Source organism: Sphingobacterium chungjuense, assembly GCF_011316935.1.
Classification (GTDB): domain Bacteria; phylum Bacteroidota; class Bacteroidia; order Sphingobacteriales; family Sphingobacteriaceae; genus Sphingobacterium; species Sphingobacterium chungjuense.
Genome location: NZ_WLYS01000007.1, coordinates 1 through 25,068, shown reverse-complemented (window position 1 = coordinate 25,068; position 25,068 = coordinate 1). Strand labels below are relative to the sequence as shown.

The 25,068-nt window shown below is 42.5% G+C and carries 20 protein-coding genes; 12 read left to right on the top strand and 8 right to left on the bottom strand.

Annotated elements, in window-relative coordinates:
* Positions 1 to 2: 2 nt before the first annotated feature.
* Entirely contained in the window at positions 3 to 569 is a 567-nt protein-coding gene (locus GKO22_RS14610) for a DNA-3-methyladenine glycosylase I (protein ID WP_166336304.1), read from the bottom strand.
* Positions 570 to 671: 102 nt separating this feature from the next.
* On the opposite strand from GKO22_RS14610, the gene GKO22_RS14605 reads away from it, so the two are divergent.
* The 3 genes from GKO22_RS14605 (at position 672) to GKO22_RS14595 (ending at position 3,477) form a co-directional block, all read left to right on the top strand.
* The gene (locus GKO22_RS14605; protein WP_166336302.1) at positions 672 to 1,640 is read left to right on the top strand and encodes a DUF4271 domain-containing protein; all 969 of its coding nucleotides are present in this window, start codon (positions 672 to 674) and stop codon (positions 1,638 to 1,640) included.
* Between the two features lie 14 nt (positions 1,641 to 1,654).
* Positions 1,655 to 2,422 carry a uroporphyrinogen-III synthase gene (locus GKO22_RS14600; protein WP_166336300.1) on the top strand — a complete coding sequence of 256 codons (768 nt, stop codon included), beginning with the start codon at positions 1,655 to 1,657 and terminating at the stop codon, positions 2,420 to 2,422.
* A gap of 182 nt (positions 2,423 to 2,604) precedes the next feature.
* Positions 2,605 to 3,477, top strand: coding sequence for a cupin-like domain-containing protein (locus GKO22_RS14595; RefSeq protein ID WP_166336298.1), 873 nt, complete (start codon positions 2,605 to 2,607; stop codon positions 3,475 to 3,477).
* Positions 3,478 to 3,538: 61 nt separating this feature from the next.
* On the opposite strand, the gene GKO22_RS14590 is transcribed toward GKO22_RS14595, so the two are convergent.
* Positions 3,539 to 6,499, bottom strand: a complete 2,961-nt coding sequence (locus tag GKO22_RS14590; RefSeq protein ID WP_166336296.1) for a PD-(D/E)XK nuclease family protein — start codon at positions 6,497 to 6,499, stop codon at positions 3,539 to 3,541.
* A 2-nt stretch (positions 6,500 to 6,501) separates the two neighbouring features.
* Positions 6,502 to 9,864: a UvrD-helicase domain-containing protein gene (locus tag GKO22_RS14585; RefSeq protein WP_166336294.1), complete on the bottom strand. Its 3,363-nt coding sequence runs from the start codon at positions 9,862 to 9,864 to the stop codon at positions 6,502 to 6,504.
* A 157-nt stretch (positions 9,865 to 10,021) separates the two neighbouring features.
* Here GKO22_RS14585 and GKO22_RS14580 point away from each other — a divergent pair, with 157 nt between their 5' ends.
* Positions 10,022 to 10,561 (top strand): 30S ribosomal protein S16, encoded by a 540-nt coding sequence (locus GKO22_RS14580; protein WP_166336292.1) that lies wholly within the window; start codon positions 10,022 to 10,024, stop codon positions 10,559 to 10,561.
* Between the two features lie 101 nt (positions 10,562 to 10,662).
* Here GKO22_RS14580 and GKO22_RS14575 read toward each other — a convergent pair whose 3' ends face one another.
* Both GKO22_RS14575 and GKO22_RS14570 read right to left on the bottom strand, forming a co-directional pair.
* Complete coding sequence (locus tag GKO22_RS14575; RefSeq protein WP_206367914.1) at positions 10,663 to 11,502, bottom strand: alpha/beta hydrolase; 840 nt, start codon at positions 11,500 to 11,502, stop codon at positions 10,663 to 10,665.
* Between the two features lie 79 nt (positions 11,503 to 11,581).
* Entirely contained in the window at positions 11,582 to 12,565 is a 984-nt protein-coding gene (locus tag GKO22_RS14570; RefSeq protein ID WP_166336288.1) for a hypothetical protein, read from the bottom strand.
* A gap of 294 nt (positions 12,566 to 12,859) precedes the next feature.
* Here GKO22_RS14570 and GKO22_RS14565 point away from each other — a divergent pair, with 294 nt between their 5' ends.
* The 7 genes from GKO22_RS14565 to pnp all read left to right on the top strand — a co-directional run bounded on the left by GKO22_RS14565 (position 12,860) and on the right by pnp (position 19,700).
* Positions 12,860 to 13,624: a DUF3575 domain-containing protein gene (locus GKO22_RS14565; RefSeq protein ID WP_166336286.1), complete on the top strand. Its 765-nt coding sequence runs from the start codon at positions 12,860 to 12,862 to the stop codon at positions 13,622 to 13,624.
* A gap of 93 nt (positions 13,625 to 13,717) precedes the next feature.
* Entirely contained in the window at positions 13,718 to 14,536 is an 819-nt protein-coding gene (locus tag GKO22_RS14560) for an alpha/beta hydrolase (protein WP_166336284.1), read from the top strand.
* A gap of 21 nt (positions 14,537 to 14,557) precedes the next feature.
* Positions 14,558 to 15,100 carry a DUF1697 domain-containing protein gene (locus tag GKO22_RS14555; protein WP_166336282.1) on the top strand — a complete coding sequence of 181 codons (543 nt, stop codon included), beginning with the start codon at positions 14,558 to 14,560 and terminating at the stop codon, positions 15,098 to 15,100.
* Positions 15,101 to 15,173: 73 nt separating this feature from the next.
* A complete protein-coding gene (gene rimM / locus GKO22_RS14550; protein WP_166336280.1) occupies positions 15,174 to 15,701 on the top strand; it encodes a ribosome maturation factor RimM in 528 nt (175 codons plus the stop codon).
* Positions 15,702 to 15,760: 59 nt separating this feature from the next.
* Positions 15,761 to 16,978 (top strand): acyltransferase family protein, encoded by a 1,218-nt coding sequence (locus GKO22_RS14545; protein WP_240920327.1) that lies wholly within the window; start codon positions 15,761 to 15,763, stop codon positions 16,976 to 16,978.
* A gap of 108 nt (positions 16,979 to 17,086) precedes the next feature.
* The gene (gene rpsO / locus GKO22_RS14540; protein WP_166336278.1) at positions 17,087 to 17,365 is read left to right on the top strand and encodes a 30S ribosomal protein S15; all 279 of its coding nucleotides are present in this window, start codon (positions 17,087 to 17,089) and stop codon (positions 17,363 to 17,365) included.
* A 178-nt stretch (positions 17,366 to 17,543) separates the two neighbouring features.
* Positions 17,544 to 19,700, top strand: coding sequence for a polyribonucleotide nucleotidyltransferase (pnp, locus tag GKO22_RS14535; RefSeq protein WP_166336276.1), 2,157 nt, complete (start codon positions 17,544 to 17,546; stop codon positions 19,698 to 19,700).
* Between the two features lie 75 nt (positions 19,701 to 19,775).
* Here the strand turns inward: pnp and GKO22_RS14530 are convergent, their stop codons facing one another.
* Both GKO22_RS14530 and GKO22_RS14525 read right to left on the bottom strand, forming a co-directional pair.
* Positions 19,776 to 20,096: a DUF493 domain-containing protein gene (locus GKO22_RS14530; RefSeq protein WP_166336274.1), complete on the bottom strand. Its 321-nt coding sequence runs from the start codon at positions 20,094 to 20,096 to the stop codon at positions 19,776 to 19,778.
* A gap of 48 nt (positions 20,097 to 20,144) precedes the next feature.
* Entirely contained in the window at positions 20,145 to 22,391 is a 2,247-nt protein-coding gene (locus GKO22_RS14525) for a GH92 family glycosyl hydrolase (protein WP_166336272.1), read from the bottom strand.
* Between the two features lie 153 nt (positions 22,392 to 22,544).
* Between GKO22_RS14525 and GKO22_RS14520 the strand changes: the two genes are divergently transcribed.
* Positions 22,545 to 23,552, top strand: a complete 1,008-nt coding sequence (locus GKO22_RS14520) for a LacI family DNA-binding transcriptional regulator (protein WP_166336270.1) — start codon at positions 22,545 to 22,547, stop codon at positions 23,550 to 23,552.
* 10 nt (positions 23,553 to 23,562) lie between these two features.
* Here GKO22_RS14520 and GKO22_RS14515 read toward each other — a convergent pair whose 3' ends face one another.
* Complete coding sequence (locus tag GKO22_RS14515; RefSeq protein ID WP_166336268.1) at positions 23,563 to 24,723, bottom strand: methionine aminotransferase; 1,161 nt, start codon at positions 24,721 to 24,723, stop codon at positions 23,563 to 23,565.
* Positions 24,724 to 25,068 lie beyond the last annotated feature (345 nt).

Below are 25,068 nucleotides of genomic sequence, written 5' to 3'. Positions count from 1 at the left end.
TCTTATCTAAACGAACAATCCATGACGTGATCGTTCACCATGCCGACCGCCTGCATATAGGCATAACAGATCGTGGTGCCAAAGAACTTCACACCGCGTTTCTTCAAGTCTTTTGCGATAGCGTCTGATATTGGCGTCGCTGCTGGCACTTCGCTTAGGCTATGAAAGTTGTTGATGATCGGCTGATTGTTGGGCATGAAGGAATACAGGTACTGGTAGAAACTGCCAAATTGCTCCTGAATGGACAAGAAAATCTGAGCATTGGTGATCGTGCTTTTTACTTTCAAACGGTTGCGAATAATGCCAGCGTCCAGCAATATTCTTTCTACATCATCTTCTGTAAATTTTGCGACAGCCTCTGGGTCAAAATCTGCAAACAGACGCCGGTAATTCTCGCGTTTGCGCAAAATAGTGATCCAACTAAGACCTGCCTGCGCAGATTCCAATACCAGAAATTCGAACAATGTACGATCATCGATCACCACGCGACCCCATTCTTGATCGTGATATTGTTGGTACAATTCGTCTTGGCCGCACCATCCGCAGCGTATATAGTTTTGTTCTGCCATTCTAGTGGTGAAATTACAAGTTTATTCGCAATAATTGCTATTCGTATATCTTCCTATTTATCTTTTGTCAATTCCCGATTAACTCTCTATTTTTACGACGGCATGCACATACGAACTTTTTGGATTTCCTTTTTTGCGACTTTGCTGATATTGCTATCCTCTACGGAGCGTAGTACAGCCCAGCAATTTAATGTCGCCACAGATTCTGTTGCCCGATTGCAAGATAGTCTTCGTCAAGCATATGTGCAGGATTCGATCCGACAAGTTTACGCCACGCAATATACCGCGCTTATCTACGATAATCCTTACAGAGAAGGGTTTTTGGATCATCGTTTGCGAGAAGTTTTGAAAGCCGCTCCGGGCAAGTTATTGGTGTGGGATGAGTATCTTTCTAGGTCAGGAAGTGAAGTGGTGGTAGCAGGAGTAGAGCGACATCAGCGACCTTTATGGGTATTTGGCACAGCGATGGCATTATTATTTTTTGTGGGATTGATCCGTTTTATTTTTCCTACAGATTTTCATATAATCATCGAAGCATATTACCGCGAGCGCTTGTTACAGCAAATTAGCAAGGAGGATAGCATCACCACCTCTTGGCCATATATCTTCTTATATGCGGTGTTTAGTCTGGCACTGGGCTTATTTATTGTGGTGTATATGTCTGGTTTTCGAGATGCTCACTTCTTGACTTTTGCCAATTATATGAGCGCATCTGGATTGATTGCGGTTCTCTTCATCCTGAAAATATTATTGGTACGCTTTGTTTCTTTTGTTTTCAACCTACAACGACTCGTCAGAGAATACATTACAGTGATCTATCTGGTTTATTTTAACAGCGTGTTATTTCTATTGCCATTTTTACTGTTTATTATCCTGTCACCGGCATCCTATTTTAATATTATATTAATTCTATTCGTGTTGTCTATATCTATTATGTTTATTTATAGGGTTTTCCGAACAGTTTTAAGTGTATTTGGTCAGACGCGGTTTTCTATATCCTATTTAATTATTTATCTTTGCACCTTGGAAATTGCTCCAATCCTATTGCTGATTAGAGCCCTAGGCAACTAAATAATTTCATATTTATGCAGATTGATGTAGAAAGAGCAAAGAAAGTAAAGAGCATACTCGTGACTTTGCCAAGACCTGAAAATGATAAATCTCCTTATTTCGCATTGGCGGAAAAATATAATTTAAAGCTCGATTTTCGTGCTTTTATTCATGTGGAGGGTGTTTCAGGTAAGGATGTGAAGAAGGATCGGATCAATTTTTCAGATTACACGGCGGTTATCTTCACCAGCAAAAATGCCGTTGATCACTTCTTTCGTGTATGTGAAGAAATGCGCTTCGAGGTGTCGGCAGATATGAAATATTTTTGTATTACAGAGGCTATTGCGTTGTATCTTCAAAAGTATATTCAGTATCGTAAACGCAAAATTTTCTTCGGTAAGCAGACTGCTAAAGACTTGGAAGATGTATTGAAGAAGCATAATGCTGAAAAATTTCTTTTTCCATGCTCGGATGTTGCCAATGAGGAAACGCAAAACTGGTTGCAAGAGAATGGATATGATTCTACACCAGTGGTCTTATTCAAAACGGTGATCAGCGACTTAAACGACTTAAAAGAAGTATTTTACGATGTCATCGTATTCTTCAGCCCGTCAAGCGTACAATCACTCTTCGAAAACTTTTCTGATTTCGTGCAAAATAATACGCGTATAGCGGCATTTGGTGCAACAACGCAACAGGCATTGTTAGATCATGGTCTGATCTTAGATATTCCGGCACCAACTCCCGAATCACCAAGTATGACTATGGCGGTAGAACAATACATCAAAGCGGTAAATAAATAGGCAATCGCCAAAAGACTTAAAAAAGGATGACAATTGTCATCCTTTTTTAATAATATAGCTTCTAAGATACTCTAGGAGTTTATTTAGAATGATTCTCGTCACTTATCAATTCCAAATACGCTTGGGCTGATTTTTGTAGTGATTATTTTTTATGTTTGTATTTATATAAAATAGTTGAGCTTGTGAAACTAAAACCAGTAGAAAGCATCGAGGGAATATCTTCCACAGATTTTGTTAGGGATTATCTGAACAAAGGTCGGCCAGCGCTGATCAAAGATTTTATCAGGAAAGATAGTCCATGCTGGACAAAGTGGAATTATGAGTTTTTTAAGAAAATAGCGGGTAACGAGAAGATCAATGTCTACGGACGTGAGGAGGAAGGACAGCAGCATTTCGCCAGTCCACCTATCGGACAGATGACATTTGGAGAATACCTTGATCTCATTCGAAAAGAACCTACAGAACTACGTTTATTCCTGTTCAATCTGATGAAAATCAGACCTGAATTGAAGAAAGATGTGCTATACAATGATGTGACCGGTGGTAAAGTGTTGCAATGGTTGCCTTATATGTTCTTCGGGGGTGAAGGATCCGCTACGCGCAATCACTTTGATATCGATATGTCGCACGTATTTATATCGCAGTTTCAGGGATCAAAACGGATTTGGATTTTTCCAAATAGCCAGTCTGATCTGATGTACAAGCTGCCATATAACTTTCATGGGATTGTCAATCTAAAAACGGGAGATCCAGAGGAATACCCAGGATTGAAATTGTTAGATGGCTATGAAGCGGTGATCAATCCTGGAGATACGTTGTACATGCCTGCAGGATGGTGGCACTATATCCAATATGAAACAGAAGGATATTCTATTTCTGTAAGAGCATTGCCCAATTCATTATCTGAGAAAATCATCGGTGCACGAAATCTATTTGTGACCCGTCATTTCGACGATGCTATGCGTAAAATATTTAAAGATCGTTGGTTCAACTACAAGATCGATATGGCCAAGCGGAGAGCCGAGCGAGCCATTCGGAAGCGCGTTAAAAATTAATCGGGCTATTAAAGCATTAAAAAAGGAAGACCAGCGGTCTTCCTTTTTTAATGAAACGATTTTATTCGTCGCTATTTTCATCAAGTCCTTCCACAACGCTATTACGGTAGAATAGCGTATACGGATCGCTCGGGTACACATGCATATCTGCCTTGTGCTTGAATGGAACAGCTGGATCGAAGATCTCTTCCAGCGTCTTACGCAAAAAGCCCACAAATTCTTCTTTCTGCTCTCGTAGGTAATCGCCTTCCAATGCGCCCATATCTTTGCTGACGAATAAGGTACCATCTTCGCGCATGCGGCGTGCGACATACAGATGTGGTTCTAAATTGCGTAGTCCCGTTTTCTCTTCGAACACATAGGTGTAAAAAAGCGTTTGGATCAACGCTTTGTTGATATCGTTGGTGCCCTCAGTCAGCGCAAATACGGTTTCCGCACTTTGCTCATCCGCTTTGTTCTTCGCTTTTTTGAAAGCCACTTTATCCGCACCTGTCTTATAATCTACAATACGGGTTTTCACCTCACCATCTTGCGTTACGACCTCATCGATTCGGTCAATGATACCGTATATTTTGATGTATTCGGTCTTGCCTTGCACCGTGATTGGGAAGTCGAGGTAATAATCTTCACTGTTTTCCAATTCGATAATGCGGAAGGATTGGTACTGTTCGATATCGTATTCCAAATACATACGAATGTAGGCTGAAGCAATCTGCAGCATGATGCGCTGCAAGCTATTCAAATCAGCCGCCGTTTCGTACGTGGTATGGTATTGATGGCCGATTTCTTGTACCACCATCGTTTCAATCTGTGGAATATTTTCTTCTAAGCGCTTGGTGGCGACAAAGTCGGTCATTCCCCGATAGGGTTTAAAAATTTTTTCCATCACTTCGTGAATGATGGAGCCCAGATTATTGATTTCAAACTCTTGCGATACCGAAGGCGGCTCCTTGATGCCGGCAATATGCTTTAAGAAAAACTGTAGGGGCGATTGCAAATAGGTGGTGAATCCAGTTGCCGATATATGGCTAGTCTGATCACGCAGGTAATTATTGTATAGATTGTCCCAGATCTTTCCGGTTTTTTCAATGACTAATTCCGGCTCTCGAGCAGGGAAAGATATCGGCTGTTGCTGCGTATGATGGACGATATTGAATTGGCTCTCAAAAGCCAATTGTTTGATAAATCGACTTTCCTCGCCTGAGCTATTTTCATCCACAATGCTGTTGTAAAACAAGTGAATAGATTGGCTGTATTGAAAATGACGGTAGAAAATATACGCCGACAACGCATCTTGGTTGGCCAGAATAGGCAATCCGTAGGCACGACGTAGATTGTCGGGCAAGAAGGTCGGCGAGTTGGTAGTTTTGGGCAAAATACCTTCGTTGGCACCCAAAATATACACGTGATCGAAGTTGAGACTACGGCTTTCTAATAAACCCATAATCTGTACACCTTGCAAAGGATCACCTTCGATGGCGGCTGAGATCGGCATCAGCGCTTTGCGAATCAGGCCGATCTGAAAAGGAATATTCAACGGCCCAATTTGATCCATGCCGAGCAAGAGTTGTTGTAGCACGCGCCGTGCTTCAAATAACAAAGTATAATCGATTTGCAAGGCAATGCCTTCGCTGTTGGTCGATTCCTGTAACCTTTCCAGCATCGTGATCATTGTCGGTATTAATGCTGCTGGTTCGTTCACCGGCGCAAAGAAATCCGGAATCACCGCGCTGCTGATCTGCAACACATCCAATCCTACTTCGTAAAGTTGCTTATCCAGCACTTCTTTCTGAATGCTGTTCTTTTGTTCGCTGGCGATCTTGATGAGGGGATGGCTAAGAAAACTTTCGATAAGCGGATAGGGCAGTTTATCCTTCTTGCGCCAGCTTATCTCGTCCTGCACGGTGAGCCAAAGATCGAGTAAGCCATATAAAGGCGATTGCAATAAGGGAAATCCAGTCGTGATATTTACTTTGATAGCAGGCAGACTTTGTAAGAGGGGTACGAGCAAACTTTCGTCGGCCAATAGTATTGCGGAGGTCTTGCCTTCCTGTTCGTTTTTCTCCAAAATTTGATAAAGCAGTTTTGCTTGACTTACGCGTCCAAGTGCGGCGTACAAATGGATGTCGTCACGCCGTTGTCCGATTACGTTTGGAGCCTCGCCCAAAGAATTGACTAGTTGGCTTATATTCCGTCGGATAAAAAGTCCAGCTTCCTGCATCGTATCTTCGACGTAGTAAGCGTCGGTATCAAAGTAGAATAAGGCTTTACCTTCGTCTTGCCATCGTTTGAACAAGGTAGATTCCACGCGGTTCAATGCATTGAATCCGACAAAAAGTACTTTTTTATAAGGAGCAATAAACTGCTGATTGGTAGCACGCCCTTCGGCCAATTCCCGATACAGCGTCGGATAGTTCGTTTGCTTTTCCTGCGCCAAACGCGCTTTGAAGCGAGTGTATAATTGTGGCAGCCGCTTCCACAATTGTAAAAATCGCTGTTGCACGCCCGTGTGCCCGGCCATAGAGAACGATTGCCAGAATTGGCGAATATATCCCTGTTGTTCTGGCGTGAGGTGCTGGAATTCCAAATCGATCTTCCCCGTATCATACAATTCAGTGTAAATCTGGTCTACCGCGACCAATTCATAATCCAACTGACTGAAATCACTGAGAATCAATTCGGCTATTGGATAAAACTCCTCGGGACTTTCGGGTTCGCGGCCTTCTTGTTGCAGTAGTTCGTTGTGAATCTCATAGAGATAGAAGAATTGCCGCAAAGCGGAAGCATCCGTTTTGTCCGTCGCCTGTTTGAAAAATTCTTGAATGGTGAAAAACTGTGGCGACCAAATGGCTTGTCCATACACTTCAGAAAGGTATTTCTTGAGGTAGGTGATGGGACGTTTATTGTTGAACACGATGGCGATTTCGGACAGATCCTGTCCGAATCGTTGTTGTATATCCTCGGCTACTAATTGTAGGAATGGCTTCATGAGATTGTCTGCTATTAATGTGTGGTTTGGCATCGCTATACGACCTCCTGTAATTGATTAGAAATGGCGTAATACAGGAATCCTTTCACATTTTGATAACCCAAATTACGCAGCGCTTGCATGTATTTGTCTACCTGCGCTTGATGCCCGACATAATCGCCTTGCGTAAACTTAAAATCGAGCACGATGGTATCTGTAGCATTGGTAAATACCTTGTCCGGTCGGATCGTTTCCCCATCTTTGGTGATAATGCTCGACTCGTTCCAGATTTTGTAATCCTGTGTGAGCCATTCGCTGATGCGCGGATGATGCCATACTTGATAAATGTGCTTGCGCAACTCTTCCTTATCGTCTTTAGCTAAGATTCCTTCTTCAATATATTGATCGATGCGGGATTCAATCTCTGCTTCGTTCGCCACTTCAGAAAGAATCTCATGTGCCATGATGCCGTATTGCGCTGCTTTCTCTACTTGTGGTAGCGTAGCTAATGATCGGCGGCTGGATTTGCTCCAGGCTTGATCTAGTTCTGCAGAAATTGGATATTGCGAGATAGTAATGCTGTGGTTGTCCGTCGAAATAGAAGCTTCGGTTGCTGAGCTGGCAGTCGTATCGTGAATCCTAAGTTCCGCATCTTCCACCAGAAAGGGGCTAGTGGTGGTATCCAATACTTGATAGAGCGCGTCACTGATATATTCGTCTTTAATTTCCAATCCGTTGATCTCGCCCGTCTTTTTGTCGACCGTCTCCTTGAAAAATGGCGCCGTAATGTACAAATGTTTGATGGCGCGCGTGGTGGCGACATAGCAGGTGTTCAGCGCGTCCATGTAATTGAATAGCATTTCTTCGAAATACTGTTTGTAAAATAGCGACTGCCCTAAACTTGAGGTGTATTTTAGTGGGATTTTGCCCAGAGCTTCGAATGGCGTGCCGTCAGCATCGATCCAAAAATCGCCTAAAGGCATGCCGTCGAGTTTCCAAGCCGCAAATGGCAACATCACCACATCGTAAGCCAATCCTTTGGATTTGTGCACCGTAGTCACTTCAATCGCATCGATCTTGCCGCCTGATGGCAGCACGGCACGATGACCATCTTCTTCCCAATACGTCAAGAATTGATGGATACCACGCTCGCCATTGGCCGAAAATCCAGCGACCAAATCTTTGAAAGCCAATAAATACGGAATATGCCGAGTGCCCGGCTCGGTGAAGCCAAAAATTTCGATCAATCGCTCGATGAGTTGTACCAAAGGAAGCTTCGGCCATTGATCCCAAAACTCAATCAATTGGGATGGTAAGATGGCATGTAAACGCTGTATGTCATTCTCCCGAAATAGCAACCATTGATCTTGATCGAATGCTTCTTGGCGTTGCAGTATTTGGTAGAGATAAGCCATGTTGGCTTTGTGCACGGTGTGCTTAGCAGAATTGTAGACTAAGGCGCGCAGCGTTTCGATGAAAAGCTGAATCGCGTCATTGGCCTGTAAGCTGAGGGCATCGCCAGAAATCACCTCAAAGGATAAATTGGTGCTTTGCTTATAGGCCATCAAGGCCTGAATCACATCCTGTGCTTCTTTGTTCCTACGTACCAAAATACCAATCTGATTTGGTCGATATTTGCCCGAAGAAATCCATTCGCCAATCTGCTCACATAACTTTTGTGTTGCATCAGCCGCCACGCGGTTGCTGCGATATCGTCCGTCCGTTACGGGCAGATAGACCAGATCAATTTCGCCTTGCGGCTTATCAGGCCCTTGTTTTCCAGCAGGAACGGCTTGATGACTGTTTTCATACGCTTTTACCAACATCTGGTCATTGCCAGATTGATGCCACCAGCGTAGATCTTCGGCGCTCAAGGCTTCTTGTACTTGTGCATTGAGTACTTGTTGCAGGTGCGCCGGTAATCCCGTGTAGATGTAATTGTTGAATTGGATAATGTTAGGTAAGCTGCGGTAATTCACATCCAGCGTTTCGCTGGCGATAAAGCTAGGTTTGTCTTGCTCCGTCAAGTGAAATGCTGCTCCGACTTGTTCTTCCACTTGCTGCAGCAAGATGCGCCAGTCGCCATTGCGCCAGCGGTAAATGCTTTGCTTTACATCGCCCACCACTAGGTGCTCGCTCAGCTGTCGGTCGGCGTTGCCGAGCGCATTGATGAGCAAAGGGCTGTAGTTTTTCCACTGTGTGCGGGAGGTATCTTGAAATTCATCAAACAGAAAATAGCGAAAACGACTCCCGATCTTCTCCCAAATAAAAGTCGGATCGTTGTGCGCATCCAATCCGAGCTTGCTAAGCAATAACTGCGAATCGGAGATGAGCTGTGCGCTGTTTTCTTTGCGCCAGCGCGCCAATAGATCACTCATTTCTTTCAACAAGCGCAGGAAATATAAGTTGGCCTGCACCGATTGGTACGCCACGAAGGTAGGGAAGAGCTTTTCCAGTTCGGCCATGTTCTGTAGAACAGGATTGAACTGCGCCATCAAATCATACCGCACTTGCTTTTGCTGATCGGTGAAGGCATCTTCGTTGTCGATAAGCTTGGTGTATCTTTCGATGGTTTTCTGGAGGTCGCTGGCTGATAGCTTATGTACTTGTGGGCGGAGCTTGCTGGCGGCAAAAAGAGGATTACGCGATTTGCCTTTGAGTTCGTCGCCTTGCGCTCCTGCGGCGGTATATACATTCTGAAAGTTGCGAATGGCTTCGGCCAAGGCATCGGTGTAGCCTTTGGTCATGGTAGCGCTTTCCTGATTGAGGCTTTCAAAAACCTGGCGCGCATCGTTCTGCAGGATGTGGGCATCAAACTCTTGGAAATTTTCCGAAAAGATCAATCCTGCCAAGGATAGGAGTTGCTGGCGGTAATTCCAGTTTTCGTTGTTGGCGATCTTTTTCTCCGCGTATTCGATGATCCATTCTAATAAATCTGGGCGATCATCTAGCAATTGATTGAGCATCACGGTGAGCTCGGCCTTTACCTTATTGATGTTCATCTCCACTTTATAGCCGGCATCAAGATGCAATTCGTAAGTGAAGCTTCGGATTACCTTTTGGGAAAATCCATCAATGGTGCTCACGGTAAAATGGCTGTAATCATGCAATATCCTCCGATATACGCGATGGGCTTTTTCTTGAATCAGCGCCTCCGTCCATTCGGGCGATTGCGCCAAAAGGATGTTTCTGAAGTCGGCTATTTTGGGATCTTGATTGCCTTCGGCCAATCCTTGCAGTACATAAAGAATACGCTCTTTCATCTCTGCCGTAGCTTTATTGGTAAAAGTAACCGCTAAAATCTCCCGATAGCTATTTTCATTGTGCAATAGTAGCGTGAGGTAATGAATGGTCAGGCTAAAGGTCTTACCCGAGCCGGCAGATGCTTTGAGAATCTTTAATGGAGGAACCGTCTTCATACCGTGAAGGTAACAACTACCGCTGGCATTTGGAAAAGCAGGAGTTGGCTCGATCGATAGATTTCATTTTGTCTTTACCAATCAAATAGTTACCTTTGCGTCCCCTCTTGTGATAAGCTCGGGGGATATGTTGAATACATAAATAATATAAAAGAAAATGGCAACTAAAATCAGATTGCAAAGACACGGTAAAAAAGGAAAACCTTTTTACTATGTAGTAGTGGCAGACTCTCGTGCTCCACGTGATGGTAAATTCATCGAGCGTATTGGTTCGTACAACCCAAACACTAATCCAGCGACTATCGTATTAGATTTCGAAAAATCATTGGATTGGATCAACAAAGGTGCACAACCTACAGATACTGCTCGTGGTATTCTTTCTTCTCAAGGCGTTTTGTACAAAAAACACTTGCAAGGTGGTGTGAAAAAAGGTGCTTTCGACGAAGCAAAAGCGGAAGAACTTTTTACTACTTGGACTGAAGGTAAAGCATCTCGTGTAGAAGGTACGAAATCTACATTAGCATCTTCTAAAGCGGAAGCTAAGAAAGCTGCTCTAGCGGCAGAAGCTAAGAAAAAAGAAGACAAAGCAGCGGCTATCGCGGCTAAAAATGCACCAGTAGCAGAAGAAGCTCCTGCAGAAGAGGAAGTGGAAGCAGCTGAAGGTACAGAAGAAAACACAGAAGAAACAGAAGGATAATTTCTGCTTTTTTAAAGTATTCAAGAAAGCCGATCCCGCAAAGGATCGGCTTTTTTTGCGAATACATTATATGTTTCAGACAGGTTTCCTGCTCAGTGATTTTACTGTTTAAAATTTCTAGATACAAAAGGAAGACAGTAATAAAGGGCGGAATGCCAATACAGCGCATCGTGCGCACCGTCTCTAATGCGAAACTCAACCGGAATCTTCGCATCACGCATGGCGCGAAAAAAATCAATGTTGGTATCTAGTAGGAAATCGTCGTCACCACAATCAACAAACCACTTTACTGTTCTCAATTGCTCTTTCTGCTGTTCGGTTGCGTTGATCACATAATCCACACAGCTGTTTTTAACGACGGATTGCGATAATAGAGAAAACTTGTCATCCTCTTTTGGTGGTGTTGAACTATTCGGCATGGCCATCAAGGCGCTCATCGCATAAACAGAGCTGTACATATCTGCATGGCGTTGACCATAACTAGTACTGCCACCGCCGCCCATAGAGAGGCCAGCAATTGCTCTGTTCTGTTTGTCGCCGATCACGCGGTAGGTACTTTCTATATGTGGTACGAATTCTTGGTAAAAGAATTGTTCATAATTCCATCCAGGCATATCAAAATAGCCATTCCATTCTGTTTTTGGGTCGCCACCAGCATTTGGGCTTACAATAATCATGTCTACTGATTCGCCGCTGGCAGCGAGTTGATCTTGCACTTCCCGCACATCATATTTCTCGAACCAAGTGGTATTGACACCAGATAATCCATGCAGTATATACAAGATGGGATATTTCTTCTGCGGATTATTCGCATAATCTTTGGGTAAATAGATGGTATAAGCTCGATCTGCATTTAAGATGTCGCTGTGAATCGTTTTGGTTTCTACCGTGCTTTTGGAAGCTTGATTTTGGGCATTCGTGCCCAAAGATACGGTAATCATGAAGAGGAGTAATAGCTGATATTTCATGGCTAAAATAAATGGTGGTTTAGGTAAATATATACAATGCTGTCGTGCGTTATTAGTCGGTATTAGCTTGCGTATCTATGTTCACAATCGGCGTATTGGATTCGATAATAAGAGTGGGGGTCAGCGGTAGTGTCTGTCTCCAGATTCCCGATACATCAAAGCGATGACCTGATTCTTCATTTTGTATGGTGAAGGTGTATTTACACACGCGTTCTACATACGTCATCTTGCCACTGAGCTGCAGCTTTCTGCCTGGGTTCACATCTAAATGCGTGCGTGACTGATTTTCGTCCAGATAGAATGTTTGAGTAAGTCCCTCACTGTATTTTACGGGTGGTGACCACCAATTACCGCCATCAACGATTAATTCTGGCATAGATACCATGGAATCCTGATCAATACTCATCCAATCAAACGCGCCATAGTCGCTGCTCTCAAAGGTAGATTTATGTTTTACATTTTTAAAAATACCTTCGGTTGGCATACTCTTCATTTCTGAAGAGCTATTGATCAATTGCAGTGGAGCGCATTCATGGTCACTTGTGTATTTCTTTCGGAATTCTTCTAGCTCGGTAAATTTCCGGTCGACAATTCGATAGCGGTTGGCACGACGTTGCGTGATTTTAATTTCATCTTTTTGTCCGTTGGAGACCAAGCCGATGTGAACTGTTCTCGGTGTCTGCTCAAAATTTTCCTTTAAGCTCAGAAACAGGGTTGCGCCATCCTTTGACTTGGCCATACTCATCCAGCCATTAGCTGAATATACCGTGTCTTGACCACTAAGCGTTAGTTCCTGACCACTGCTATCTACTAAATTCTGTGATTGATTTTCGAGCTTCACGTACTCTACAAGCCAATTTGCTCCGTCTATTTTTATATTCGTTGCTAAGCCGCTGCTAGCACTAAAATTCTTAAAAGTATCTTCTACTAGTGGAATTGTAGGGGTAGCATCTTTTTGACAGGATGCGGTGATAAAGGACAAAGTAGTAAGTAGCGCAAGGAGTAATAATGCGGGTTGTAGATGTTTTGGTTTCATGCGAATTATATTGGGTAGTGTGATGACCATCAAATAGATAATGACTGGTTAAGAGTAAATATATAAAAAATAATTAAGCGAGGAATAGTCTCATCATTACGGGGCTTATCGAAACATTAATAGGCCGATGTTATTCATTATCCGAGCCTATCTTTTGGTGTTTGCTTATTTTTTTTGCAAAAAATAATTTTAAAATACATTAATATCGTTTGGCTTAAAATTTGATTGATTTTGATTAATATCATCTTCTTTGCTATGACTAATCTATTGTTTCCTAAAAAAGCCACTATAATAATGCTATTTATTATAGTTTTTCCGTTTTTGAGTATTGCCCAAGAAGGTCGCGTCCATGATGAGCCTAATCTTATTAAGTTCAATGCATTACCACTTGTGATCGGTAAGTTCACAGTAGAATATGAACGTTTACTTACCGACCGTATTTCCGTTGGAGCTGAGGTTGCTTTTCGACCGAGTAATCTACTGCCTTTTCGTTCCTTTATCGAGGGTAGGATAGATGACGATGATGTAAGAGATATCGTTAGGAATTTTAGGAGCACAAGTTTTTCGATCACTCCAGAAGCTCGCTTTTATACTTCGAGACGCGAAGCTTTCACTGGCTTTTATGTCGCGCCTTACCTGCGCTATGCTACTTATTCCGCTAATGCACCGTATAATTTTTATGTCAGTTTCGAGAATATGGGACAGGTATTGTTTGAACGTTCTGAATTGATCGCACTCTCTGGCAATATGAATTCTTTCGTTGGCGGTGTTTCTGTGGGTGCTAATTTTAAGTTGGCAGAGAAATGGTATTTAGATTGGCGAATAGTGGGACCAGGATTTGGCATTGTGAGTGGGAGCGTTGCTGCTCATGTTCAGCTTGAAGATTGGGAGCGGCAAATGTTGCACGAAAGGTTAATCGAGATACAGCAAGAATTGCGTGATTTTACCATTCCCATACGTATAGATCCCGAAATATTGAATGACGGCGTAGAAGTTCGTGTACGTCGTAGCCCTTGGGCAGCAGTCCGTGCCGGTTTGTCTATTGCTTACCGCTTTTAGCATCAGTTATTTTGGCGCTTTACTTAAAACAGAAATACGTCGGAAGAATAAAATTGGATTGATCTATACAATCCATCTGTGTATTTTTGAACTATGAAAATAGCTCACCTTCTCTGTATCCCAGTTTTCTTACTAACAGTTCATGGAGGCAACGCTGCTGCGTACGATCAAGACTCGATTCCAAAACACGATACTTTTACTTTGCTTTCGCAAGGACTCGTCGAAGAACGGGTGATTAATGTATGGACGCCCGAAAATTATACAACCAATAATGATTCGCTGATCGTCGTATACATGCTTGACGGAGGAATTCAAGAAGATTTTCCGCATGTAGCCAACACGATGCAAAAATTGATACAAGCGCAGAAAATTCCGCCTGTTGTATTGGTAGGTGTGGAGAATACGCAAAGAAGAAGAGATCTTACTGGGCCGACAAGTGTCGACGAGGACAAAGAAATTGCGCCTGTAGTGGGTGGCTCCGCCGAATTCAGAACTTTTATTAGTGATGAGCTCATCCCTCAAATCAACAAGACATACAGAACAAGCAGCAAGAAAGGAATTCTTGGGGAATCTTTGGCGGGGCTTTTTGTGACAGAGACTTTTTTGTTGCAACCAGAAATGTTTGATTTTTACATCGCATTTGATCCCTCGCTATGGTGGAATGATGAATATCTGGTGAAAACGGCGGATGTGCATCTAGATAAATGGAAAGGCACGAATAAGACTTTTTGGTTTGCAGGAGCGGGCATCGACGGGATTGCTGCATCTGCGCGTAAGCTGTCGGAGATTTTGCAAAGCAGAAATCAGGGAAACATCACTTGGAAGTATGCTGATGAAACGAATGAAGAGCACCATACCATTTTCCGGTCTACTAAAGAAAAGGCGATCATCTGGACATTGAACAATTTGTAACGATTTTTATCTTGAATACTTATGATAACATACATTTCTATACTGCGAGGAATAAACGTAAGCGGACAGCGGATCATTAAGATGGACGCCCTTAAACGTTTGTATGAAAGCTTAGGTTTTGAAAACGTGCACAGCTACATCCAGAGCGGAAATGTCGTGTTTTCATCGAAAGAAACCGATCCGAAAGAGCTGGAAGACCTTATCTCTTCGGAAATCCAAAAAACGTTTGGATTTGAAGTGCCTGTGTTAGTGCTCAACCTTAAAACCTTGGAGGCAATTATGGAGAATAATCCCTATGCAAGGGAAGGAGAGAAGGACGTAGCTCATGTACACGTGACATTTTTGGCAGATATTCCAGCGGATTTCGATCTCGAAAACATTCTCGAAAAGAAGCAAGCGGGAGAAGACATTGCTATTACGCCTAACGCCGTTTACTTGTACTGTCCGAATGGGTACGGTAAAACTAAACTACATAATAGCTTTTTGGAAAATAAGCTAAAAGTCAAAGCTACAACACGAAATTGGAAGACGACAAAAGAGTTGCTAAAAATGGCGCAGGCCTAAGGGGGTCTACCATTTTTTATTCAAGGCGTAGGTCGTCCATTAAGCTATCGTGGCAAATGCTTACTTTTGCGCTATGACTATCGACGAATCTTTCTACATAGGGTATATCTCTAAAACACGCGGCCTCAAAGGTGAATTACAATTCTTTTTCGAATTTGAAGATTATAAGGAATTGGATTTCGAGGTGCTTTTCTTGGAGATCAACAAAAAGTTGGTACCCTATTTTGTGGATCAGATCAAGGTGCAGAGCAATAGCACCGCTTACATCAATCTGGAAGATGTGGATCATATTGATAAGGCGCAACCATTGGTGCGCAAGAAGGTTTATCTGCCAAACGATAAAATGCCTGTACGCGATCCAGATGATTTTAGATATAGCGACTTGGTCGGCTACGAAGTGGTGGATAATCAAGAAGGCAAACTCGGTGTGATTACCGGAGTACAAGAGTTACCTCAACAACATATCGCTACAGTAGATATGGAAGGAAAGGATTTGATGTTTCCGCTGACCGAGCAATTAATTGTAAACATCGGTAAAGCCGAACGACTGCTGGAGGTCGACCTGCCAGAGGGTTTAGTAGCACTTTACCGCGAGATATAACAAAATCCCCGACAAGCCGTTGGGGATTTTGTTATATTAGAGCACTATCTACATAAATTATGACCATGCAACCTCGTTATTACTCCTTAGATATTTTTCGTGGCGCTACCGTGGCTTTGATGATTCTGGTAAATAATCCGGGAAGTTGGTCGCATATGTTTGCACCCTTGAAGCATGCGCCTTGGCATGGTTGTACACCGACTGATTTGGTGTTTCCCTTTTTTTTATTTGCCGTAGGCAATGCCATGGCTTTTGTGATGCCGCGGTTGCAAGAAGCGGGAGCGGCTACTTTCTGGAAGAAAGTGCTGAAGCGCGCGGTGCTTATTTTTCTAATTGGATTGGGGCTCAATTGGTTTCCGTTTGTTGCGTGGTCTGGCGATGGTTTGGTTTTCAAGGAGTGGGTTAGCTCAACGAATGCCGATCAAGGTATTCGCCTATTGGGAGTTCTGCAACGTATCGCAATTGCCTATTTGGGTGCTTCCATTTTAGCCTATTATTTAAAGCCAAAGGCTTTGCTATATACCGCTATTGCGCTGTTGTTTGGTTATTGGGCGCTGTGTGCAATCTTGGGAAGTGGTGATCCGTATTCTTTGGCTGGTTGGTTTGGCACAGAGGTCGACATACTGCTACTTGGCGTGCCACATATGTATAAAGGCGAAGGCGTGCCTTTCGATCCAGAAGGAATAGCGAGCACGTTGCCGGCAGTCGTGCAAGTAATTTTTGGTTATTTGACTGGTGCGTTTGTCCGCAAAAGAGGAGAAGTGTCTTGGATCTGGAAAAAAGTGCCCAATTCGTCCGAAACGCACTTTAAGTTAATCAGTGGCCTGATGGTCACGGGTTTTATCGTGTTGGTCTTGGGCTGGGTATGGTCTTTAGGTTTTCCGATCAATAAAAAGATCTGGACGAGCTCGTATGTTTTTTACACCACAGGTCTAGCTATACTAACTTTAGGCACTGTGATTTGGTACACGGATTTGCTGGGTGTTCGTAACGCACTCACACGGTTTTTCGACGTGTTTGGGAAAAATCCACTCTTTATTTTTGTATTGAGTGGCATGTTGCCTCGAATCTCTGGACTAATGAGAATACAGCAAGGCGTGGATGAAAATGGCCTAGCCATCTATACCACACCGCTAGGATGGTTTTATGATATTATATGTGCGTCTTTGCCTGGGCCGCCAGAAGTAGGTTCATTTTTTTATTCCTTATGTTTTCTGATCGTAATGTGGCTTATCTGCGCGATTCTGGACAGAAATAAGATTTACATAAAGGTATAAACAGGTGTGAATAGGCGTATCGAAGAATATGATCTTGTCTATTCAGTTGAGATTTAGTATCTTTGCGGGCAATTAACAATTTTATTTACGCTTTTATATTATTCAAGAATGTATTTAAGTAAAGAGTACAAAGCAGATATCTTCGCAGAGTTCGGAGGTGGAGCAACAAACACGGGTTCTGCAGAAGGACAAGTCGCTTTATTTACTAAGAGAATCGCTCACTTAACAGAGCATTTGAAAAAAAACAGAAAAGATTTCAATACACAACGTTCCCTACAGATGTTAGTAGGTAAACGTCGTTCATTGTTAGCTTATTTGCACAAAAAAGATATCAATAGATATCGTGCGATCATCAAAGGCTTAGGCTTACGTGAGATCATCAAATAAGTTTTAGTAAAAAAACAAGAGAGAAGCCATCCGATTTATCGGATGGCTTTTTCTTTTTATCCAGCCTCTAGAAAATTCAATAAGCTAACGATATTATTATGTACCTTTGTGCTGAAATAAAAAGTCTTAGTATTTTCGGTATGTCGCCATGACGAAAACATACCATAATGAACACACAATGAGTTATAACGAAATCAAAACAACTATCGATATGGGCAATGGTGCTCAGATCGAACTTTCTACTGGAAAGTTGGCCAAGCAGGCAGACGGTTCAGTAGTGTTGAAACAAGGAAGCACCATGCTGTTGGCAACAGTGGTGTCTGCCAAAGAGGCAAAACCAGGAGTGGATTTTCTTCCATTATCTGTCGATTATCAAGAAAAATATGCAGCTACCGGACGTATACCTGGTGGTTTTTTACGTAGAGAGGCAAGATTGTCTGACTACGAGGTATTGATCTCTCGTATCGTCGATCGTGCGTTACGTCCATTATTCCCTGAAGATTATCACGCAGATACGCAGGTGATGATTTCTTTAATCTCTTCAGACAAAGAAGTAATGCCAGATGCATTAGCAGGTTTAGCAGCTTCTGCTGCACTTGCGGTATCAGATATTCCTTTCAATGGTCCTATTTCAGAAGTTCGCGTAGCGAAAATCGATGGCCAATTGGTCATCAACCCAACTCGTACAGAATTAGAAAAAGCGAGCTTAGAGTTTATCGTTGCGGGATCTGCACAAGATATCGTGATGGTAGAAGGCGAGGCAAATGAGATCTCAGAGGCAGAGATGGTAGAAGCAATCGCTTTTGCACATGACGCGATCAAAAAACAAGTAGCATCTGTCGTTGCTTTGGCAGAACAAGTGGGTAAAACGGTAAAACGTACATACAGCCACGAGCCAACCAATCCAGAATTACGCGAAGCGGCTTTCAAAGCGACTTACGATCAAGTATATGCTGTCGCAAAATCGGGTTCTTCGAAACACGAGCGTTCTGAGCAATTTGCGACTATCGGAAAAGCATTTTTCGATACATTAGGTGAAGAGTTAGATGCGGATACGACATTCTTAGCTAAAAAATATTTCCACGATGTACAATACGATGCGGTTCGTAACCTTTTGTTAGATGAAGGTATCCGTTTGGATGGCCGTAACTCGACAACGGTTCGTCCAATCTGGACAGAAGTGGATTACTTACCTGCAGCACACGGTTCGGCGGTATTTACACGTGGTGAAACACAATCATTGACTTCTGTTACTTTAGGTAGTAAAGATGATGAGCAAATGATCGATGGTGCATTCATCAACGGTTACAATAAATTTATTTTACACTACAACTTCCCTGCATTTTCGGTAGGTGAAGCAAGACCAAATAGAGGTCCAGGTCGTCGTGAAGTAGGTCACGGTGCGTTGGCCATGCGTTCTTTGAAGCAAGTATTGCCAGCTCAAGATGAGAATCCATACACGATCCGTATCGTTTCTGATATTTTGGAATCTAACGGATCTTCGTCTATGGCAACTGTTTGTGCAGGTACTTTAGCATTAATGGATGCCGGTGTGAAAATCAAAGCGCCAGTTTCTGGTATCGCTATGGGATTGATCACAGATGAAAAATCAGGTAAATACGCCATTCTTTCGGATATCTTGGGTGATGAAGATCACTTAGGTGATATGGACTTCAAAGTAACAGGTACAGCAAAAGGTATTGTTGGTTGCCAGATGGATTTGAAGATCAATGGTCTGAAATGGGAAGTGTTGACCCAAGCTTTGGATCAAGCGAAAGAAGCGCGTCTTCATATCTTAGGTGAGATGAACAAAACGTTGACGGCTCCTCGTGAAGATTATAAATCTCATGCACCTCGTTTGGTGTCGATCACGATCGATAAAGAATTTATCGGTGCGGTTATCGGACCTGGTGGTAAAATCATCCAAGAAATGCAACGCGAAACGGGTGCGACAATCTCTATCGAAGAGGTGGACAACAAAGGTGTTGTACAAGTATTCGCAGACAACAAAGAAGCGGTTGATGCTGCCTTAGGCCGTATCAAAGCGATTGCTGCTAAACCAGAAGTGGGCGCTGTATACGAAGGTAAAGTGAAATCTATTATGGCTTTCGGTGCTTTCGTAGAGATTATGCCAGGTAAAGACGGTTTGTTGCATATCTCCGAAATCGATTGGAAACGTCTAGAAAATATGGACGGCGTATTCACCGAAGGAGAGATCGTAAAAGTGAAACTATTAGATGTGGACAAACAAGGTAAGTTGAAGCTTTCTCGTAAAGCCTTATTACCACGTCCTCCACGTGAAGATAAACCAGCAGCTGCTACACCAGCTGAATAGTTCGGTTTTTCTATACAAACAAAAGAGGCTCGCCAGTTGGCGAGCCTCTTTTGTTTCTGCAAAATGATGAATCACTTACATCATCATTACCGATTCGATCTGAGATACCGATTTGTAATAATCGATTACTTCGTCGGCAGAGTTTACATACGTTTCTACAGTGATGGATTTGTACTTACCACCGCTAGATTCTTTAAACGTAAACTTCGAACTGGTGTGTTTGAAAATGTCACGTATCTCTGGTTCCTTGTCTAAGGCACTTTTCACGATGAACTTAAACTTATATACGGAAGGAAATTGCTCGACATCGAGCAATTTCTCCTTAAAATTTTGATAGAAATCTTTGTCATTTCCATCTTCCATATCCTGGACATTGATGTTGCTAAAATCTGACATATTTAATCCTTTCTCCTTGTTTAGCAATAAGTATACCTATCTTTTGGCTTATTTACCAAACTTTTTGTTTGGTTTGTTGCTCATTTCTAGCTCCAACTTACCACCCTGCAGCAATTCTTCGTGGGTGATGTGGGTACGTGTTAGGGCTTTGCCATTTAGCTTCGCTGATTTGATGTAGATATTAGCGTCGCTCTGGTTTTTTGCATCGATCACAAAGGTATTGCCATTCGGCAGGTTGATTGCAGCATGCTTCATACGTGGAGATCCTAACACATACTCACCACTCATCGGGTTTGCGGGATACAATCCCATGGATGAAAATACATACCAAGCGCTCATTTGTCCGGCATCATCATTTCCACAAAGACCATTTGGCGCCGAAGTGTAATTTTGCACCATCGCTTCATTTACCAATTTTGCGGTTTTCCAGTGCTCTCCAGCCATTGCGTATAGATAAGGTACGTGGTGGTTAGGCTCATTGCCTTGTGCGTATTGGCCAATTAGTCCAGAGATATCTGGCGATGCATTGTCCAATTCTTCTGGCAAGTTGATAAATTCATCTAAACGATCGATGAACGCTTTTTTGCCACCAAGTAGATTGGCCAAACCATCAACATCGTGTGGTACTAACCACAAATATTGCCATGCATTGCCCTCACAATAATCATTTTTGCGGTGCTCTGCCATTAATGGATCAAACGGACGACGGAAATCACCATTGGCGTAGCGACCTACAAAAAAGCGTTCATCTTTGTCAAAATAGATTTCGTACAATTTCGAACGTTTTTTGAAGTATTCTGCATCTTCCGTTTTGCCCAATTTCTCGGCAATACGGTAAACACCATAATCTGCAATCGCGTATTCCAATCCCCAAGCAACGGCCTCATTGTCCATGCTATCAATTGGAATGAAGCTCAATTCGCGTACGAATTTTAAACCATAGTCATCGCCCATTGCCGTTGTTTTCACAGCTTCCCATAGCAATTCGTGATCTTTCTCATCCACCAAACCTTTCAAGAATGCATCTGCAATGACAGGAATAGCTGGTAAGCCGACCATCGTATTGGTTTCATTCGCCCACAGGTGCCATACCGGCAATTTGCCCTGTTGCTGATAAATTGACAAAAAGGTTTTTACAAAATCCGACGTTACTTTTGGTTTTTCCAAAATCGTCATCAACGGGTGCAATGCACGGTACGTATCCCACAAAGAAAAGATCGTGTAATTCACAAAATCTGCATTACGGTACACTTGTTTATCTGTACCCATGTAATCGCCATTGTGATCGTCAAAGATCGTAGGGGCGAAGTAAGAGTGATACAAAGCCGTGTAGAATACTTTCTTTAGATCATCGGTGCTTTCGTAATCGATTTTGCCAAGTGTTGTATTCCATTTCGCATCTGCCGCAGCAGTCGCCTCTTTAAAATTCCAATTCGGGATTTCTTTCTCAATATTATCTAAGGCATTTTCAGTGCTTACTGGAGAAAGTCCCACTTTCAGTTCAATGGTATTATCTTGTGCTGCATCAAAGAAAAGCGCAGCCTTAATAGCTAAACCTTTATACGTGGTATACCCTGTTTTTGCTAAATCTCCGTCGAAATATTTGACATTTTTGATCGGTCTGGATGTTTTTATCGCAAAATATACTTTCTGATCAGAGGCCCATCCCGATGAGAAACGGTAACCTACGAAAGTTGTTTCGTCGATCTGTTTCAAATACGTATCTGTTGCTTTGTCCCAGTTCATCCGGAAACCAAGATCTACTAATACGTGTGCATTATCGGTATTATCGTAAATGTATTGGTGGTAACCGACGCGCTCCGAAGCCGTCAAATTGGCTTTTACTTTATAATCGTCTAGGTATACGCTGTAAAAACCGGGTTTAGCCGTCTCGTTCTCTTTTTTGAAATGCGAGCCATAACCAGTATGCATTTTATCAAATTCTGCTGGTTTTAGTTGCAATTGACCTGTAGCCGGCACGACCATAATATCATTCAGGTCACCAATACCTGTACCGCTTAAGTGAGTATGCGTAAAGCCGAGGATATCATTACTTTTATAATTATAACCGCTACACCAGTCCCAACCGTTGAACTTGTCCCATGTTTGGGCAATCTGCGTTGGTCCCAGTTGTACACCGCCAAATGGTACGTTTGCTCCCACAAATACGTGCCCATGCTCCTCGGAGCCGATAAAAGGATCGACAAAAGCGGTAGGCTTTTGTTGTGCATGCGCAGTCGACGCAACTGCGATAGCCAAAATGAATTTAGTTTGTTTAATTAGTTTTCTTAACATCTGTGTTTAGGAATATTGAATATGTAAATCTACAAAATTTATATTGACCACTATTAAAACCTTTTAGCAAAAATGTCAAGAAATAAATCTTCATATCTGCTAAAATTTTTGCTAAAAAATCTATAAATTGGACAAAAAACAACCCTAACAATTATGAGCAAGAGAATCCTGATTAGTGATATTGCTAAATCACTCGGCGTATCAGTCACCACCATTTCTTTCATTTTAAATGGTAAAGCCAAGGAAAAACGGATTAGTGATGCATTGACCAATCGGGTATTAGAATATGTCAAAAAAGTAGGTTACAAGCCTAATCAACTGGCGCAAAGTCTGCGTACGGGGCAAACCAAAATCTTAGGATTGCTTGTCGAAGATATTTCCAACCTATTTTTTGCGAATATTGCCAAGCATATTGAGGAATCTTCTTATGCTAGTGGCTACCATTTGCTGTATTGTAGTATGGGGAACGATACCGTAAAGGCCAAAGAATTGATCCAGTTATTTTATGATCGTCAGGTAGATGGTTTTATCATTACGCCAACTGAGGGTTTGGAAGATGTGGTCGCGCTGCTTTTAAAAAATAATGTTCCGGTCGTGTTGTTTGACCGATATATACCGCAAGTAGAAACCAATTATGTGGTATCCGACAATTTCAATGGTGCATTTCGGGCAACTAAGCATCTTTTGGAGAATAAAGATAATCGCCGTATTGGATTTGTATCGCTATACTCTGATCAGACGCAAATGCGCGACCGGATGGATGGGTATATGAAAGCGTTGGATCAATATCAGCGACAAGCTTACATCAAAAAGATTCAAATTGATGAACAGGAAGATATTGCCATGGCGCAGATTTTTGAGTTTATCGAAGATAATAAATTGGATGCCGTCTTATTTGCTACCAATTATCTAGCGATTACTGGGCTGAAAGTGAATAAAAAGTATGGAAAGCTGCCAGCGATGGTTGCTTTCGATGATCATACCTTGTTTAAGTTGCACGAACCAGCCATTTCGGTGGTATCCCAGCGTATTGAAACCATCGCCGAAGAGTTGGTGAAAGTATTACTGCGTCAGATCCGTAACCCACAAGCTGATGTAAAACACATCGTAGTGCCCTGCGATCTGAAAATCCGAGATTCTTCGACGGCTAAAATTAAGTAGGAAGTCGCTATCAGATTGTATTTAGTATCTGGATCGCGCGCTCCAGCGTTTCATCTTTTTTAGCAAAACAGAGACGAAGTGTTTGTTGTTCCATGCCATTATCGTAGAATGGTGCTAATGGAATAAGTGCGACGCCATATTTTTCGATTAGATGTAAGGCAAAATCCATTTCTGATTGATGGCTGATCGCTGAATAATTAAGTAATAAGAAGTATGTGCCTGAGGATGGCACAATCTCAAATCGAGAAGATGCCAGCCCTTCCATCACGACATCCCGCTTTTTTTGCATAAACTGAGATAACTCTTGATAGTAATCTGGATTGTCTAAATACTTTGCGATGGCATGTTGCATCGGTGTATTCACACTGAAAACATTTTGCTGGTGTATTTTTCGAAATTCAGCCGTGAGTGCTAGCGGTGCTATCACATAACCCAATTTCCAGCCAGTACAATGCAAGAGCTTTCCAAAAGAAGCGACTACAAAACTGTGCGCACGAAGATCGTTAAATAGTACGGCCGATTGATGTTGCTTCTCATCATATATAAGATGTTCGTACACTTCATCGCTAAGCACAAAGAGACCGTTACGAACTACGATTGTTTGTAATTGCAATAAATCATCGGTTGTCCACGCAACACAACTCGGGTTTCCGGGGTTGTTAATGATTATCATGCGGGTTCGATCACTTACTAGATCTGCCACCTGTTGCCAATCTATGCTGAAATCGGGGGCAGACAATTGTACTGCGATCACTTTGCCACCAAAAAGTTCGACCGTTGGGCGGTAGCAATCATAAGCCGGTTCGAATATAATGACTTCATCGCCGGGATGTATTATAGTAGCAATGGTGGTAAATATACCTTGGGTCGCGCCATTCGTAATGGTGATTTCACTTTCGGGATCTACATGTATGTCATAAAAGCTTTGATATTTTTCGGCAATACGCTGGCGAAGCAAAGGAATGCCCGGCATCGGCGCATATTGATTGGCCTGCTGATGCATCGCGGAACTAACCAAATCGAGTAATTTTGAGTCCACAGGATAGTCTGGAAAACCTTGCGCAAGATTAATAGCCTGATGTTTTTGTGCCAAAGAAGTCATTTGAGAAAATATATTCGTGCCTTGCCGAGGTAATTTGGAGATCCATTCTTTCTGTTGCTGCGGAGCCATTATAACTAGTTTGAGTTTTTATACGAAGATAAGTGATTTCTTTCTTCAAAAAAATCTTCCTCTTTTTAAGGCAGTTAGCTTTGCTAAAACAGAAAAGAGTGAAAAAGGTTTTGGAGGTGCGAAAGTTTATTCTACCTTTGCACCACTCCGCAAGGGAGGAAGGATGTTGAGAGGATAGAAAAAGCGAGTTTATGGAGGCGTTAGCTGAGAAAACGAGCGGATTCGGGAGCAGGAGATCACCAAAATTATTTTCAAAATAAATTTGGAAGATCAGAAAAGATTCCTACCTTTGCAATCCCAACCACACAGGAAGGGAAACAAAAAAAGAAAGTCAAGTCCGAAAGG